Source organism: Streptomyces cellostaticus (assembly GCF_023630175.1).
GTDB classification, from domain to species: Bacteria; Actinomycetota; Actinomycetes; order Streptomycetales; family Streptomycetaceae; genus Streptomyces; species Streptomyces cellostaticus_A.
In genome coordinates, this window is the sequence record NZ_JALLIN010000001.1 from 316837 (window position 1) to 332754 (window position 15918).

General features: G+C 70.2%; 16 protein-coding genes. 5 read left to right on the plus strand and 11 right to left on the minus strand.

Annotated elements, in window-relative coordinates:
- Positions 1–179 precede the first annotated feature (179 nt).
- The 4 genes from MXD57_RS00890 to MXD57_RS00905 all read right to left on the minus strand — a co-directional run bounded on the left by MXD57_RS00890 (position 180) and on the right by MXD57_RS00905 (position 2296).
- Entirely contained in the window at positions 180–572 is a 393-nt protein-coding gene (locus MXD57_RS00890; RefSeq protein WP_250399280.1) for a type II toxin-antitoxin system death-on-curing family toxin, read from the minus strand.
- Positions 569–763 carry a ribbon-helix-helix protein, CopG family gene (locus MXD57_RS00895; protein ID WP_250399281.1) on the minus strand — a complete coding sequence of 65 codons (195 nt, stop codon included), beginning with the start codon at positions 761–763 and terminating at the stop codon, positions 569–571. The genes MXD57_RS00890 and MXD57_RS00895 overlap by 4 nt, the downstream gene beginning before the upstream one ends.
- Positions 764–1245: 482 nt before the next feature.
- Positions 1246–1998, minus strand: a complete 753-nt coding sequence (locus MXD57_RS00900) for a hypothetical protein (RefSeq protein ID WP_250399282.1) — start codon at positions 1996–1998, stop codon at positions 1246–1248.
- A 13-nt stretch (positions 1999–2011) separates the two neighbouring features.
- A complete protein-coding gene (locus MXD57_RS00905) occupies positions 2012–2296 on the minus strand; it encodes a hypothetical protein (RefSeq protein ID WP_250399283.1) in 285 nt (94 codons plus the stop codon).
- A 645-nt stretch (positions 2297–2941) separates the two neighbouring features.
- On the opposite strand from MXD57_RS00905, the gene MXD57_RS00910 reads away from it, so the two are divergent.
- Positions 2942–3334 carry a hypothetical protein gene (locus tag MXD57_RS00910; protein WP_250399284.1) on the plus strand — a complete coding sequence of 131 codons (393 nt, stop codon included), beginning with the start codon at positions 2942–2944 and terminating at the stop codon, positions 3332–3334.
- Between the two features lie 5 nt (positions 3335–3339).
- The gene (locus MXD57_RS00915; protein ID WP_250399285.1) at positions 3340–4008 is read left to right on the plus strand and encodes a nucleotidyl transferase AbiEii/AbiGii toxin family protein; all 669 of its coding nucleotides are present in this window, start codon (positions 3340–3342) and stop codon (positions 4006–4008) included.
- Between the two features lie 122 nt (positions 4009–4130).
- Here the strand turns inward: MXD57_RS00915 and MXD57_RS00920 are convergent, their stop codons facing one another.
- The 3 genes from MXD57_RS00920 to MXD57_RS00930 form a co-directional block, all read right to left on the minus strand.
- Complete coding sequence (locus tag MXD57_RS00920) at positions 4131–5006, minus strand: hypothetical protein (protein ID WP_250399286.1); 876 nt, start codon at positions 5004–5006, stop codon at positions 4131–4133.
- Between the two features lie 630 nt (positions 5007–5636).
- A complete protein-coding gene (locus MXD57_RS00925) occupies positions 5637–6965 on the minus strand; it encodes a class I SAM-dependent RNA methyltransferase (protein WP_250399287.1) in 1329 nt (442 codons plus the stop codon).
- 123 nt (positions 6966–7088) lie between these two features.
- Positions 7089–9137 (minus strand): APC family permease, encoded by a 2049-nt coding sequence (locus MXD57_RS00930; protein WP_250399288.1) that lies wholly within the window; start codon positions 9135–9137, stop codon positions 7089–7091.
- Between the two features lie 161 nt (positions 9138–9298).
- On the opposite strand from MXD57_RS00930, the gene MXD57_RS31425 reads away from it, so the two are divergent.
- The 3 genes from MXD57_RS31425 to MXD57_RS00940 all read left to right on the plus strand — a co-directional run bounded on the left by MXD57_RS31425 (position 9299) and on the right by MXD57_RS00940 (position 10888).
- Positions 9299–9421, plus strand: coding sequence for a hypothetical protein (locus MXD57_RS31425; protein WP_284504892.1), 123 nt, complete (start codon positions 9299–9301; stop codon positions 9419–9421).
- A 127-nt stretch (positions 9422–9548) separates the two neighbouring features.
- Complete coding sequence (locus tag MXD57_RS00935; protein WP_250399289.1) at positions 9549–10220, plus strand: potassium channel family protein; 672 nt, start codon at positions 9549–9551, stop codon at positions 10218–10220.
- Positions 10220–10888: a potassium channel family protein gene (locus MXD57_RS00940; RefSeq protein ID WP_250399290.1), complete on the plus strand. Its 669-nt coding sequence runs from the start codon at positions 10220–10222 to the stop codon at positions 10886–10888. The genes MXD57_RS00935 and MXD57_RS00940 overlap by 1 nt, the downstream gene beginning before the upstream one ends.
- Positions 10889–11016: 128 nt before the next feature.
- Here MXD57_RS00940 and MXD57_RS00945 read toward each other — a convergent pair whose 3' ends face one another.
- The 4 genes from MXD57_RS00945 to MXD57_RS00960 form a co-directional block, all read right to left on the minus strand.
- The gene (locus MXD57_RS00945; RefSeq protein ID WP_250399291.1) at positions 11017–11778 is read right to left on the minus strand and encodes a DUF3159 domain-containing protein; all 762 of its coding nucleotides are present in this window, start codon (positions 11776–11778) and stop codon (positions 11017–11019) included.
- Between the two features lie 3 nt (positions 11779–11781).
- Positions 11782–12180: an OB-fold nucleic acid binding domain-containing protein gene (locus MXD57_RS00950; protein WP_250399292.1), complete on the minus strand. Its 399-nt coding sequence runs from the start codon at positions 12178–12180 to the stop codon at positions 11782–11784.
- A 117-nt stretch (positions 12181–12297) separates the two neighbouring features.
- Entirely contained in the window at positions 12298–12987 is a 690-nt protein-coding gene (locus MXD57_RS00955; RefSeq protein WP_250399293.1) for a response regulator, read from the minus strand.
- Positions 12984–15530, minus strand: a complete 2547-nt coding sequence (locus MXD57_RS00960) for a sensor histidine kinase (RefSeq protein WP_250399294.1) — start codon at positions 15528–15530, stop codon at positions 12984–12986. Before MXD57_RS00960 ends, MXD57_RS00955 begins: the two co-directional genes overlap by 4 nt.
- Positions 15531–15918 lie beyond the last annotated feature (388 nt).

The following is a 15918-nucleotide window of genomic DNA, read 5'->3' on the forward strand; positions in this document are numbered from 1 at the left end:
GGCGGGACAGTCCGCCTGGGCAAAGAACACGGAGGCGGCTAGCCCGTCGGCCCCGCGTCATCGGCATACAGAGCCTGAAGACTTTCACCGACCTCTTCGCCCGGAGCCAGGGCACCGACGCCGACGAGACGGTCATGGAGACCGCCCTCGCCAGTCGTACGGATCCCATCGGTCGAACGTCAAATGACGGGGAACCAGGCCGACAGACGCTTGGCAATGGCCGGTACATCGATGTTGTCCTGCGCGACTTCCTCCACGAACGGGCCGGCAACGGAGACGGGCGGCGGGACGGTACTGGCGCTCACGCCGTTGAACCGCAGGAAAACACGCATGGCGAGCCAGGCGGTGCGCTTGTTGCCATCGATCAGCGCGTGATTGCGGGCGACGGAGTGCAGCAGTGCTGCAGCCTTCTCGTGCGGCGTGGGATACAACTCGGCTCCGAACACGTTCGTCCGGGGTCGCTCGATCGCCGACACCAGAAGGCCCATGTCACGCACGCTGTGCTCGGTACCGTTGACCGTGCGGGCGATGGCCAGGATCTCGTCGATCTGGAGGTAGCGCACGTCCGTCACTTCAGATAGTCCAGGATCTCCGCATCGCTGTCCATGAGCTCGGCCAGGACGTCATCGACCTTCAGCTCGGCCCGGTCCTGGGCGTCACGGATGGCCTCAATGGCAAGTTCCTGCTTGCTGCGGCCCTCCCGACGAGCCCGCTCGGTGAGCTTCGCGTCAAGGTCGGCGGGGAGTCGAAGTGTCATCGCCATACAGAGATGATACCAGGCCGGTATCAAATGGCTCGGTCGGGACGCGCTCCCGGCTCCGCGGAGCGTGGGACCAGGCGGCCGTGCGCATCGCTACCGCGGAGGCCCGTGGAGGCTTCCGTTTCGAGCGTCATTCGAGCGTCAAGAATCCCGCAAGAGCCACTTGAAGGCGTCGCCTTTGCAAGCGCCCCGCTCACGAACTAGCAGGTCAGGCACCCTTGCCCGCAGGCTCCAGAATCGCCACGCACTCCACGTGATGCGTCATCGAAATCACGTCGCGGAAGCCGAGTGTTGCGTAACCGCAGGTCAGCGCAGGTTTCGGCCCCCTGGAGCGGCCTGGCGTTCACCCAAAGCGTCAAACGAGCGTCACGACGATACCCATCAGCGTTTCCGCCGAGCCGAACTGGACGGACAGCGACCACGGCCTCCTGGCCACCACGTCTTGCTCGCAGACAACCGCTGGGAGAACCGTCACGGCTCCCAGGTCACCGATTCCCGTAGTCCTCCACCAGGGTGCCGATGAGCGAGAGGAGGGCGTCGGCGCGGCGCCGGTCCTCGCGCTGGGCGCGCAGGGCCTCGTCGGCGGCCCGCAGGCGGGCCAGGGCGGCCGGCTCCTCGTCCTCCACGTCGTAGATCACCGGCTCAGTGACCAGGTCCAGGCACTCGGTGAACAGCCGTCGGGTGGCGTCGGACGGCTCATCGGGATCGGGCATGTCGAACGAGCTGGTCAGGTAGCGCGCCGGATCAGTGAGGCTCCACCCGACGACTGCGCCGTGCTGGACGAGGAGCGCCACGTCGGGGGCGATGCCGATGCGTGCCTCCAGCGGCTCGTCCAGCACATCGAGGTCGCGCAGGCAGGTCAGCACGGCATCCCCGGGAGCGCGGCACAGCACCGTGCACATCTCGTGCCGGAAGTCCCGGACCTGGTCCGCCCGGAGCCCGCCCGGGCGTACCGCAGGTCTGCGGGGGAGGCGGGCGGAGTCCTCGGCAGAGGCGACAACTTCCGGCATCCGGAACTCGGCCCCGACGAGTTGTCGGCCGGCCCGGTCGAACCGGAGGACGTCAGGAGCGTCCCACAGCTGGTCCTGGCTGCCGAACGTGTCCGCAAGGAATCTCTCCCGTCCCACCACGTCCGCGTACTGTGCCACGCGCACGGAGGTGCCCGTCAGGCGGGGGGTGATGTGCAGCGGTTCGTCCGTCACGGTCACGCACCAGTCGCCGTCGAGCGTCAGTTTCATCGTCCTCGCTGCCTCATCTGATCTGCACCGCTGGAGCCCGATAGCCACCCTTGGTGGGAATGCTGCCGTTCACGATGTCCTCGTGTGTCACCGGCACACCGGGGTCTGTGACTTTGCCGCCGAGTGCCTCGGCCCCGGATTTGCCCTTGATGCCCGACGGACCGTAGGCCGTGATGGCCTGGCCCTGGGTGTTGCCGGGCCCGTCGACCACGACGATGTCCTCGCCCTGCCGGAAGGTGAGTCTTTCGCCCGTGCCCGTCGACTGGTACACCGCGTCCGGATTCTTCAGGATCTCCATGACCCGTTCATCAGTGAAGCCGTGCCTGGTGTCCCCGTGGTAATCGAGGTGCTTCTTGAACTCGCCGTTCTGCGCCCTCTCGATGACGTCGGATACCCCGGCAACCACGGAGCCGTGTCAGCAGGACCACACGGCCACCTCGAACGACACCCGCCTGATGTGATGGGTCTTCAGAACGAGCGTCACACGAGCGTCAACAACCCGACGAACGCGTGGCCGTGCGAATTGCCACCGTCGGCGTGCCCACCTGAAACCGCAGGTCAGGCGGGTATTACAGATGAGCCCCGTGCTTCACTTGTTGGACCAGCGGAAACAGGTCAAGCGGACGACGGACACCACGAAACCGCAGGTCAGCCGCCCTACTTCACCGGCTCCAGAATCGCCACGCACTCCACGTGATGCGTCATCGGAAAGGTGTCGGCCGGAGGGAGTCTCGGAAAGGCCAGGTCAGGACCTATTTCTCAGCTCGCGACCCTGCGTACGGGCGGCCAGAGCGTCAAACGAGCGTCACGACCGAGAGTCCATTCCTCCTCTTCGGGCAGAACAGGCTGCCACGACCAGCTCCCCTCCACGAGCCCGCTCCCGCTCACTCCGGACGCAAGCTCGCCCATCCCGCGCCACCTCTCCGGCCGCCATAATGGAGGCATGTCCTCCAGCCCACAGCCCCCCGCACACACGCCGAGCGACCTCTCGGGCGCGGTCGCCGAGGACCTCGCGCTGTACCGGGAGAAGTTCCGCCGTCGTCTGCCGGAGTCGCTGGACGAGTTGCGCGGGCCGACCCACGGTGTAGTGGATCTGCCGCTGCACATGGCCTGGTCCGGGATGACCTCATACGACCTGGGCAAGCCGCGTCAGCGCATGGGCCTGTACCGCACCGTCCTGCACGAGGGCCTGCACGACGACCTGCCCCGCTACCTCAACCAGGACCTGTTCCTCCAGCTGTGGCCAGTGCTGCGCACCCTCGTCGGCCGCACCGTCCGCGCCGTATGGGAAGACGCCTTCCCCCAGCTCGCCCCGCGCACCCGGGCGGCCGCGTGACGGACATGCCTGAGCTGCACGCGCGGCTCCTGGCGGATGTGATCGCGCTCGGCTCCCCATATCCGCTGGTTCTCACCGGTGGATATGCCGTGCGGGCGCACCGTCTCGTGAACCGCCCCAGCCAGGATCTTGACGTCGCCACCGAGAATCCGGCGCCCATGGCCGACATCGCCGCCACGGTCCGCGCCGGCCTGGAAGCCCGCGGCTGGAAGGTGCAGGCGCTGGAGACCGCTCCGCTGTCCGCCCGCTTCACCGTGGCCGATCCGACCACCGGGCAGGAATGCGAAGTCGACATTCTCAAGGAGATCTTCTGGCGACCGGCCGCCCAGAGCGCGTACGGGCCCGTCCTCGCGGAGGAGGACGTGATCGGGACCAAGGTCCGCGCTCTCGCCGACCGCGGAGCGCCCCGCGACCTGATCGACGTGTTCGCAGCCTCCCGTCGCTGGACCAGAGCCGAACTCGAGGAGTTCGGCCGCCGCCATGCCCGCGGCCGCTTCGAGCGCGAGGATCTGCAGTCGAACCCCACGGGCGCCGAGTGGACCGACGACGAAGCCTTTGCCGCCTACGGGCTCGATGACGCCACCATCACCGCGCTCCGTGCTTGGGCTGTGGAGTGGGCCGACGACCTCGCGGCCCGTCTCCTCGAAGAGGCCGATAATCCGGACATCGACTGATCACGTCCAAATGAGGGCTCGCGGTGAGACCGCAGGGCGTGTGCGCTGAAATCTGCCGTACCGTACAGTGCCAGGGTGGTCACCATGAGTGCCCACGGATGCGGGGTGCCCGCCGGGGCCGGCTACAGGTGCAGTCCCACATGGTTCACGATGAACCGCTTCTCCTCGGAGTCGAGGGCGAAGTAGATGCGTCCGACCTCATTGGGCGAGACGGCATCCCGGACCTTGATGTGTGACAGTCCGTCCCAACGTTTTCCGTTGAACATGAAGTAGCGCTTGTCCTTGTCCTTGCTGAGTTTCTCGTCGTTGGGCGCAACCTGCTCGTGGGCCCGGCGGACGGCCTGTGCGGTCACGTAGTTCAGGGTCACCACCTGAGCCAGGCCCGCGAGTTGTCCCGACGCATCGGCCGCCGCGCTCCATCCCGCCTGGTCCCTGGGGTGCATCAGGAGAATGGGGAGGCGCGTGCGCAGCGCCAGCACGTCGAGGAGTACGTCAGCGTGACTCTCCTCCCGGATCCTCTCGTATCGCCCCGTGGCGAGCTGGCTCAGCACCCGCACCTCAAGTTGCTCGTCGCCGAGCACCGCCCGCAACAGGTTGGGGCGCTTGAGCGGCGGATCCTGCACCGGCGCTATCCAGCCGTCGGGGATCTCCCTCCCCATGACGATCCTGAGCCCGCCGCCTTCTCCCGACTGGGAGACCGTGACCCGGGTGACAAACTGGGCCGGTCCCGTAGACAGCGGCTGGTGGATGGTCATGCGCAGGGCGCGAGTGAGTTCGTCGCCCGCCACGGTCCAGCTCACTGCGCGGTCACCATGGCCGGTAATCTTGCCGGCGAGCACCGCCCGGCCATCCCTGTCGAGTTCGGTCGCCGACGGTGCTGGTACACGTCCGCGGTGGCCAAGCCAGTCGGCGAGATGCCCGCGAAGGCTCTCATAGACGTGGCCCGGCTGCTCCTGGGCGGACCGGATGTCGAAACTGACGGCATACAGCGCCTGCACGGCGGCTCCCCTCACCCCCGATGCCCTGCGCGACGACCGTTTCCCCCTCGAAAGCGGTCAGGGCACCGCTCGGAGAGCAACCGTAATACCGCCGCGCCCAGGTCCGTAATGCCCTGGGCGGGGCTTCGGGGCCGACCGGTCCGGTCAATCGAACGTCAGAACTGCTGGCCCCGACAGCCAGATGGAACGGGGAGCCGTCGTGCACTCCGCCCGGACCGTCTTACCGGACCGGGGCGGTGGCGTACGCACAGTCGGCGGCAAACGCATCGACCAAGAGCAGCCTGCGGCCATTCGCCCTCGTCCGGATCGGGAGCCGGTCGCGGCAGCCGGGTGGGGCTGCATTACATCGATCTTGGTTGCGCCCTCTCCGCCGAGTGAAGCCCGCTCAACCGGTTCCCAATGCGGCCGCGCTAGAGGAGTCGCACAACCGCCCGGACGCAACTTGCTGATCTGACGGGGCTTCAGAACGAGCGTCAGCAGCCCGAGAACCGCGCGGACACGACTTGCACCGCCGCCGCTACTCCCGCCTGAGTCCGCAGGCCGGGCGGCCTTCACGGACGATCTCCACCGTTCACCCGTTGGACGCACGGAAACAGGTCGAGCAACCCGCCTGGACAACAAAAGCGCAGGTCAGGACCCCTTGCCCACAGGCTCCAGAATCGCCACGCACTCCACGTGATGCGTCATCGGAAACAGGTCGAACGCCCGCAGCGTCCGCACCCGGTACCCCCCGTCCCGGAAGTACCCCAGGTCGCGGGCGAGGGCGGCCGGGTCGCAGGCCACGTAGGCGATGCGGCGGGCGCCGAGGGAGGTGAGCTGTTCGACGGTCCGGCGGCCGGCGCCGGCGCGGGGCGGGTCGAGGACGATCAGGTCGACCTCGGTGATGCCGGTGCGCGGGAGGACCGACTCGACCTTGCCCTGCTCGACGCGGACCCGCGGGAAGTCCGCCAGGTTGTGCCGCGCGTCCTCCACCGCCCGCTTGCCGGACTCGATGCCGAGGACCGCGCCCTTCTCGCCGAGGCGGTCGGCCAGGGCGCCGGCGAACAGGCCCACGCCGCAGTAGAGGTCCAGGGCCATCTCGCCCTTGCGGGGCAGCAGGCCCTGCATGACGGCCTTGACGAGGGTGTCGGCGGCCTTCGGGTGGACCTGCCAGAAGCCGCCGCTGCCGACGCGGTACGTGTGGTCGTCGGCGCGCTCGCGCACGAACGCGCGGCCGTGGACCCGGTGGATGCCGCCGTCCTTCTCGTCCACGCGCATCACGGAGACGGGCCGGTCGAGCTCGACCAGGGGCAGCCGGGCGCCGGGCCGCGGCTCAAGGATCACCATGCGGTCCTGGGAACCGGTCGCGGCGATCGCCTCGACGGAGGCCATGCCCGCCCAGTCCCGGTCCTCGATGCCGAGCTCGCTGACGCCGGGCGCGGCGATCATGCAGTGGTCGATCGGCTCGACCTCGTGGGAGCGGTGGCGGCGCAGTCCGGCGTTGCCGTCCGCGTCGACCGCGTACTGGACCCGCGTCCGCCACTGCGGGACCTGGCCGGCGGGCAGCTTGTCGCCCTCGGCCGGCACCACCGTGCCGTCCCAGCCGGCCTCCTCCGGGGTGAGGCCCGCGAGCCGCTGGAGCTGCTCGGCGATCACCTCGCCCTTCAGGCGCCGCTGGGCGCCCGGCTTGGCGTGCTGCCAGTCGCAGCCGCCGCAGCGGCCGGGACCGGCGTAGGGGCATGGCGCCTCGATGCGGTCCTTGGACGCTTCGAGGATCTCGACGGCGTCCGCGCGCAGGAAGCGGGCGCCCTCCTCGCCCTCGGTCACCCGGGCCACCACCCGCTCGCCCGGCAGTGTGTGCCGGACGAAGAGCACCTGGCCCTCGGCGGTACGGGCGATGCAGTGGCCGCCGTGGGCGACGGGGCCGATCTCGACCTCGTACTCCTCGCCCACCAGAGACTTCGTCGGTTCTGTCCGCATGGTGGGGTGACTCCAGATCGGGAAGGGGAGGGGCCGCAGCCGGTGGGCCCTGACAACAGCCCACCAGTCTACGGCCTCTCCCCGACGCCTCGGACGGACGCCTCGGACGGACGCCCGGCCGCCTCAGTCCTTGGCGGCCGGCTCCTTCGGGCGTTCCACCGCCGGGCCGCGCCGGACGGCGCCGGGCGCGTTCCAGTCCTGCCGCCTGCGGGCCCGCAGCTTGGCCGCCTCGGACGAGGCGAGCTGGTACGGCACGGAGGTCACCATCACGCCGGGGGTGAAGAGCAGGCGGCCCTTCAGGCGCAGGGCGCTCTGGTTGTGCAGCAGGTGCTCGTACCAGTGGCCGACCACGTACTCGGGGATGATCACGGAGACCGCGTCACGCGGGGACTCCTTGCGCAGGCCCTTGACGTACTCGATGATCGGCCGGGTGATCTCGCGGTACGGCGAGTCGAGGACCTTCAGCGGTACGTCGATGCCGCGCCGCTCCCACTCCTCGCGCAGCGCCTTGGTCTCCGCCGGGTCGACGTTGACGGTGAGCGCCTCCAGGGTGTCCGAGCGCATCAGCTTGGCGTAGGCCATGGCCCGCAGAGTGGGGCGGTGGATCTTGGAGATCAGGACGAGGGAGTGCACCCGGGAGGGGCGCACGCTGTCGTCGCTCGGGCCCTCGGGAGCGGCGATCTCGTCGGCGACGCGGTCGTAGTGCTTACGGATCGCGGTCATCGTCGCGTAGAAGATGCACATGCCCAGCAGGGCGACCCAGGCACCGTGCGTGAACTTGGTGACGAGGACGACGACCAGCACCAGGCCGGTGAAGAAGGCGCCGAAGGCGTTGATCGCGCGGGAGCGGATCATGCGGCTGCGGGCCGACGGGTCCTTCTCGACCGCCAGGTGGCGGTTCCAGTGCCGGACCATGCCGGTCTGGCTGAGTGTGAAGGACACGAACACGCCGACGATGTAGAGCTGGATCAGCCGGGTGGAGTCGGCACCGTAGATGATCACGAGCAGTGCGGCCGCGCCCGCGAGCAGCACGATGCCGTTGGAGAAGGCGAGGCGGTCGCCGCGGGTGTGGAGCTGGCGCGGCAGGTAGCGGTCCTGGGCGAGGATCGAGCCGAGCAGCGGAAAGCCGTTGTACGCCGTGTTCGCCGCCAGGAACAGCACCAGTGCGGTGGCGGCGGCCAGCAGGACGAACAGGAAGCTGCCCTTGCCGAACACCGCCTCTGCGACCTGGGAGATCACCGGGTTCTGGACGTAGCCGGAGCCGACCGGGCTGCCGTTGTGGATCAGGTCCGTGGCCGGGTGCTCGGCCATGCGGACGTTGGTCGCCATCGCGAGGGCGATGATGCCGCAGAACATGGTGACGGCCAGCAGGCCCATCATCGCCAGCGTGGTCGCCGCGTTCTTCGACTTGGGCTTGCGGAAGGCCGGGACGCCGTTGGAGATGGCCTCCACGCCGGTCAGCGCGGCGCAGCCGGAGGAGAAGGCGCGCAGCAGCAGGAAGACGAGGGCGAAACCCGCGAGGCCCTGGTGCTCGGCCCTGATGTGGTAGTCGGCGGTCGGCGCGGACATGGTGTCGCCGAGGACCAGGCCCCGGAACGCACCCCAGGCGATCATGATGAAGACGCCGCCCACGAACACGTAGGTCGGGATCGCGAAGAGCTTGCCCGACTCCTTCACACCACGCAGGTTCATCAGCGTCAGCAGGATGATGACGGCGGTCGCGCAGAACACCTTGTGCTCCACGACGAAGGGGACCGCCGAGCCCAGGTTCTCGATGCCCGAGGCGATGGAGACGGCGACCGTCAGCACGTAGTCGACGAGCAGCGCGCTGGCCACGGTGAGGCCGGCCTTGGGCCCCAGGTTGGTGGTGGCGACCTCGTAGTCGCCGCCGCCGCTCGGATACGCGTGCACGTTCTGCCGGTAGGAGGCGACCACCGTGAACATCAGCACGACGACCGCGACGGCGATCCAGGGGCTGAAGTGGTACGCCGACACGCCCGCGATGGACAGGACCAGCAGGACCTCCCCCGGCGCGTAGGCGACGGAGGACAGCGGGTCGGAGGCGAAGACGGGGAGGGCGATGCGCTTCGGCAGGAGCGTTTCGCCCAGCCGGTCACTGCGCAGTGCGCGCCCGATCAGGATCCGTTTGGGCACGTCGGTCAGTTTGGACACGACAGAGGATCGTAGGCCTTCGAACAGTCAGCCGCCCACCCGGCATCCCGGTTCTGCCTCACGAGTGAAATCGTAAGCGCACCGAACTGCGGATTCCGTGGTCCGCGCGCCCCGCGTGCCTAGATGGCAGATCCCGGCCGTCACCGCACCTCGGAGGTCCCATGCCCGCGACCGCAGAGCTCATCGGGGCCACCGCCGCCCTGGCCGGCCTCGGAATCCTGACCCTGTGCAGCGTGCGCAGCATCACGCGCCGCAGGGGTGCCGCCTTGCGTCCGCGGCGGTGACCGGAACCGGCGGGCCGGGAAACCACCGTACCGGGGGTGCCCACCCCGAACCGCCCGTGTGTAGCTTTGGGCGTCGGTCTGAGACCCTGATGCTCAGCAGTAACTTTTGGACACCGGAAGGACGGTCGTGCACATCGTCATCATGGGCTGCGGGAGAGTGGGTTCCGCTCTCGCCCAGACCCTGGAGCAACAGGGGCACACGGTCGCCGTGATCGACCAGGACCCCACTGCCTTCCGCCGGCTGGGCCCGGGCTTCGGGGGCCGCCGGGTCACCGGCGTCGGCTTCGACCAGGACACCCTGCGCGAGGCGGGCATCGAGGAGGCCGGCGCGTTCGCCGCGGTCTCCAGCGGTGACAACTCCAACATCATCTCCGCGCGCGTGGCCCGCGAGATGTTCGGTGTGGAGAACGTGGCGGCCCGTATCTACGACCCCCGCCGTGCCGAGGTCTACCAGCGTCTGGGCATTCCCACCGTGGCCACGGTCCGCTGGACGGCCGACCAGATGCTGCGCCGGCTGCTTCCCTCGGGCGCGGAGCCGCTGTGGCGCGACCCCACCGGCGGTGTCCAGCTCGCCGAGGTGCACGCCTCCGCCAAGTGGGTCGGCCACAAGATCAGCCGGATGCAGGAGGAGACGGGCGTCCGGGTGGCGTTCCTGACCCGCCTGGGCGAGGCCGTCCTGCCCACCTCGCAGACGGTGCTGCAGGAGGGCGACCTGGTGCACGTGATGATGCGGACGGACGACGTCGATAAGGTCGAGGCGGCGTTCGCCGGGGGCCCGGAAGAGGAGAGCGGTCACTGATGAGGGTCGCCATCGCCGGAGCCGGCGCCGTGGGCCGCTCGATCGCGGGCGAGCTGCTCGAGAACGGCCACGAGGTCCTGCTCATCGACAAGGCCCCGACCGCCATCTCGGTGGAGCGGGTGCCCCAGGCGGAGTGGCTGCTGGCCGACGCCTGCGAGATCACCTCCCTGGACGAGGCGGCGCTGCAGCGCTGCAACGTGGTGATCGCCGCGACCGGTGACGACAAGGTCAACCTGGTCGTCTCACTGCTCGCCAAGACGGAGTACGGCGTTCCGCGCGTCGTCGCCCGGGTGAACAACCCCAAGAACGAGTGGCTGTTCACCGAGGCCTGGGGAGTGGATGTCGCTGTCTCCACCCCGCGCCTGATGTCCGCCCTGGTCGAGGAGGCGGTGAGCGTCGGCGACCTGGTCCGGCTGCTCCGCTTCAGCCACGGCGACGCCAACCTGGTGGAGCTCACCCTGCCGGAGGAGTCGGCCCTGGCCGGCACCCGGGTCGGCGACGTGGAGTGGCCGCAGGACACCTCCCTGGTCACGATCATCCGCGGCACCCGCGTGCTGACCCCGTCCCGGGAGGACTCCCTGGAGCCGGGCGACGAACTCCTCTTCGTGGCCGCCCAGGCCCGTGAGGAGCAGCTCGAGGAGCTGCTGTCGGTCCGGCGGGCGGGCTGACCGCGCTCGACGCACGGGAAACACGGGAAAGGGCGCCCTCGATGTGAGGGCGCCCTTTCTCCTGTCGCGAAGGCCGTGCGGCGGCTTCTCCCGGGTACGCGGGCCGTGCGGCGGCCGTGCCGGCACGCCTACCGGCGGTGCCGGCCGCCGGCGGGCTCGCCGTTCTCCGCGGCCGACGCGGCACGGCGCTCCTTCTCGGCCTGCTCCTCGGCCTCCATCTCGGCGAACACGTCGATCGGCGCGGGCGCCTTCGCCAGGAACACCCAGGTCAGGTAGACCGCCAGCAGGAACGGCGGGATCTTCAGGGCGACCAGTACCCAGCCGAGCTGGGCGGTGTCGGCCCACCAGTACAGCGGGAAGAGAATCGCGCACTTGGCGAGCAGGATCAGGCCCCACGCCCAACTGGCCTTGGCGTAGGCCTTCTTGCGGCCGGGGTTACGGGTCCGCCAGGAGAGGTTCTCCTTGAAGACCGGGCCGAGGATGAGGCCGATCAGCGGCACACCGGCGAGGGTCGTGACGATGTAGGCCAGCGCCAGGCCCAGCGTGTAGAGCATGCCGGGGAGGTAGAAGTCCTTGGCGTTGCCCGTGAACATCGCGAAGACCACGCCGAACGCCACGCCGAAGACGCCGCTGAAGGCGTGCTTGACGGTGTCCTTGCGGGCCAGCCGGACCACGACCAGCACCAGGGACACGGCCAGCGCGGCGATCGCCGAGAGGTGCAGGTCCTTGTTGATCGTGAAGATGGCGACGAAGAGGAGACCGGGCAGCACCGTCTCGACCATGCCGCGGACACCGCCGAACGCCTGGAACAGGGCGGCCTCGGTGACCGCGCGCGCGTCGTCCGCCCGGGTCTGATCGGCGTCTTGGGTCGGCTTGTCGAGGGACGTCACCGGCTACTCCCGTCCAAGGGGTCGCAGTTCGTACTTCGGATTGAACAGCACTCGGCGGCCCCGGCTCATGGAGATCCGGCCGGATGCGATCAGCTTGCGTCCGGGTTCTATCCCCACGATGGAGCGCCTGCCGAGCCACACCACATCCAGGGCGGCGGAGCCGTCGAACAGCTCGGCCTCCAGGGCCGGGACTCCCGCGCGCGGCCGCAGGGTGACCGTGCGCAAGGTACCAGTTACGGTGACGATCTGCCGGTCGTGGCAGTCGCCGATCCGGGTGCAGCCCGCCGTCTCGGCGTCCTCCCGCAGCTCCTCCGACTCCAGGTCCTCCTGCGAGGAGGAAAGCCGGTCGAGCATGCGCCGGAACCGGCCGGCCGGCTTCTGGGAACGAGGAACAGCACTCATACAGGAAGCGTACCGGGGTGCGCCGACACCGCCGTAGCCCAGCTCACTTCCCGAACAAGTGTCCCCTCGCGGGCCCGGTGGAACGGGTCTCCGGGGCCGGCCCCGGACCCCCGCCGCTCACCTCTCGAACCGGTATCCCATACCGGGCTCGGTGATGAAGTGTTCCGGGTGCGACGGGTCGGTCTCCAGTTTGCGCCGAAGCTGGGCCATGTACACGCGGAGGTAGTTGGACTCGGTGCCGTAGGACGGTCCCCACACCTCCTGCAGGAGCTGCTTCTGGCTGACCAGGCGGCCCGTGTTGCGGACCAGGACCTCCAGCAGGTGCCACTCGGTCGGGGTGAGCCGGACGTCCTTGCCCGACCGGTTGACCTTCTTCGCGGTCAGGTCGACGGTGAAGCCCGCGGTCCGCACGGTCGTCACGGCGTCCTCGTCGGGCCCGACCGGCTCGGCCCGGCGCACCGCCGCGCGCAGCCGGGCCAGCAGTTCGTCCATGCCGAAGGGCTTGGTGACGTAGTCGTCGGCGCCCGCGTCCAGTGCCTGGACCTTCTCGTCGGAGGAGTGGCGGGCGGACAGCACCAGGATCGGGACCCGGGTCCGGCCGCGCAGCCCCCGGATGACCTCGACGCCGTCCATGTCCGGCAGGCCCAGGTCCAGCACGACCACGTCGGGGGGACGGGAGGCGGCGACCTCCAAGGCGGTCCGGCCGTCGGGGGCCGCGTCGACCTCGTACTGGCGTGCCTTGAGGTTGATCACGAGGGCGCGCACGATCTGCGGCTCGTCGTCGACCACGAGCACCCGGGTCGTCATAGGGCCTGCCTTTCGGGTTCTGCTGCGTCCTCCTGGGTGTGGAGGGGTTCGGGGGCCGCGCGGAGGCTCAGCACCATGGTGAGCCCGCCGCCCGGAGTGTCCTCGGCGTTCAGGGTGCCTCCCATCGCCTCGGCGAAGCCGCGGGCGACCGCGAGGCCGAGGCCGACCCCGGCACCGCGCGGGGCGTCCCCGTACCGCTGGAAGGGCTCGAATATGCGGTCCTTCGCGTCGTCCGGCACCCCGGGACCGCGGTCCACCACCCGCACCTCGACCCGGTCGGCCATGGCACTGGCGGACACCAGGACGCGTCGGCCGGGGGGACTGTACTTGACGGCGTTCTCGACCAGGTTGGCCACGGCGCGTTCCAGCAGCCCGGGATCGACGGCGACCATGGGCAGGGTCTCGGGGACGTCCAGCTCCACGCCGTCCTCGGGCACGCCGCCCAGGGCCATCGGGACCACCTCGTCCACGTCGATCTCGCGGATGAGCGGGGCCACGGTACCGGTCTGCAGCCGGGACATGTCGAGCAGGTTGCCCACGAGGTGGTCGAGCCGGTCGGCGCCCTCCTCGATGCCGCGGAGCAGTTCCGCCCGGTCCTCCTCGGACCAGTCGACGTCCTCGGAGCGCAGGGAGGACACCGCGGCCTTGATCCCGGCCAGCGGGGTGCGCAGGTCATGGCTGACCGCGGCGAGCAGAGCGGTGCGGATGCGGTTGCCCTCGGCGAGCGCCCGGGCCCGGCCGGCCTCCTCCTGGAGCCGGCTGCGGTCCAGCACGACGGCGGCCTGGGCGGCGAACGCGGCGAGCACCCGGCGGTCCTCGGCGGGCAGCACCCGGCCGGTGAGCGCGAGGGCCATGTGGTCGCCGACCGGCATGTCGACGTCCGCGTCCTCGGGGCGCTCCAGTTCCGGCCCGGAGCCGGCGCGGCCCGCGCAGGTCCACGGCTGGACGTCGCCGGCCCGCTCCAGCAGGACCGCCGATTCCATGGCGAAGGTCTCCCGCACCCGTTCGAGCAGTTCCCCGAGGCCGGTCTCGCCGCGCAGCACGTTGCCGGCGAGGAAGGAGAGGATCTCGGACTCGGCACGCAGCCGGGCGGCCTGGTGGGTGCGCCGGGCGGCGAGGTCGACCACGGAGGCGACCGACATGCCGACGCCGAAGAAGATCGCGATGGCGACGATGTTCCTGGGGTCGGCGATGGTCAGCCGGTACAGGGGCGGGGTGTAGAAGTAGTTCAGCAGCAGGGAGCCGAGGGCGGCCGAGGCTAGGGCGGGCAGCAGGCCGCCGATCAGGGCCGCCGCGACCGTGACGGCCAGGAACAGCAGCATGTCGTTGGCGAGGCCGAGGTCGCCGGCGCTCAGCAGCACCGCGAGGACGGCGGGACCGGCCAGGCCCACCAGCCAGCCCTGGACGATCCGGGCCCGGCCGAGCCGGGCGCCCCGGGCGACGGGCAGCCCGCGGCCCTTGGCGACCTCCTCGTGGGTGACGATGTGCACGTCGAGGTCGGGGCCCGACTCGCGGGCGACGGTGGCGCCGACGCCCGGTCCGAAGACGTACTGCCAGGCCTTCCGGCGGGAGGAGCCGAGCACGATCTGGGTGGCGTTGACGCCCCGCGCGAAGTCCAGCAGGGCCGCGGGTATGTCGTCTCCGACGACGTGGTGGAAGGTGCCGCCCAGATCCTCCACCAGGGTGCGCTGGACGGCCAGCTCCTTCGGGGAGGCCGCGGTCAGGCCGTCGCTGCGGGCGATGTAGACGGCCATCACCTCGCCGCCGGCGCCCTTCTCGGCGAGCCGGGCGGCCCGGCGGATGAGGGTGCAGCCCTCGGGGCCACCGGTCAGCCCGACCACGATCCGTTCCCGGGAGCCCCAGATCCGGGAGACGCGGTGCTCGTTGCGGTACTCGTTCAGGTCCTCGTCGACCCGGTCGGCCACCCACAGCAGGGCCAGTTCGCGCAGGGCGGTCAGGTTGCCGGGCCGGAAGTAGTTGGACAGGGCCGCGTCGACCTCGTCCGGCCGGTAGATGTTGCCGTGCGCCATACGGCGGCGCAGGGCCTGCGGTGACATGTCGACCAGCTCGATCTGGTCGGCCCGGCGCACCATCTCGTCCGGGACCGTCTCGCGCTGCCGCACCCCCGTGATGGACTCGACGACGTCGCCCAGGGACTCCAGGTGCTGGATGTCGACGGTCGTGACGACATCGACGCCGGCGGCGAGCAGTTCCTCGACGTCCTGCCAGCGCTTGGCGTTGCGGGAGCCGGGCACGTTGGTGTGGGCGAGTTCGTCCACGAGGGCGACGGCGGGGGCGCGGCGCAGCACCGCGTCGACGTCCATCTCCTCGACGGTGGTGCCCCGGTGCTCCAGCCGCGCGCGTGGCACCTGCTCCAGGCCGTGCAGCAGCACCTCGGTGCGCGGCCGGTCGTGGGGCTCGGCGAAGGCGACCACGCAGTCGGTGCCCCGCTCGACGCGGCGGTGCGCCTCGGACAGCATCGCGTAGGTCTTCCCCACGCCCGGTGCCGCGCCGAGGTGGATCCGAAGCTTGCCCCGTGCCATGGCCCCATTGTCTTCCGCCGACTGCCGCCTACGCAGCGTCGACCCTACGTCCCGCGATCCGGGCATTGCGGCCAGGATGCCGGTCGAGGTGCCGGTCGAGGCAGGTCCTTGACGCAACCCTGACGGCCCCGACGCAAACCTGACGGCCCCGGGGGCGGGTCAGTGCTCGGCGATCTCCCCGTCGCGCAGCTCCAGCACCCGGTCGGCGCGGTCCAGCGGGTCGGCGTCGTGCGTGGCGACCAGGGCGGTGGCCCTGTCCCCCGTGCCGGGCCGTTCAACGGTCCGGGTCCGGGGCGTCGCCGTGGGTGCGGGCCTCCCGCGTGGGTGAAGCCTCCGCAGGGGGCACGCGTGCGGAAGGGCCGCACCCGGGGGGATGCGGCCCTCTTGA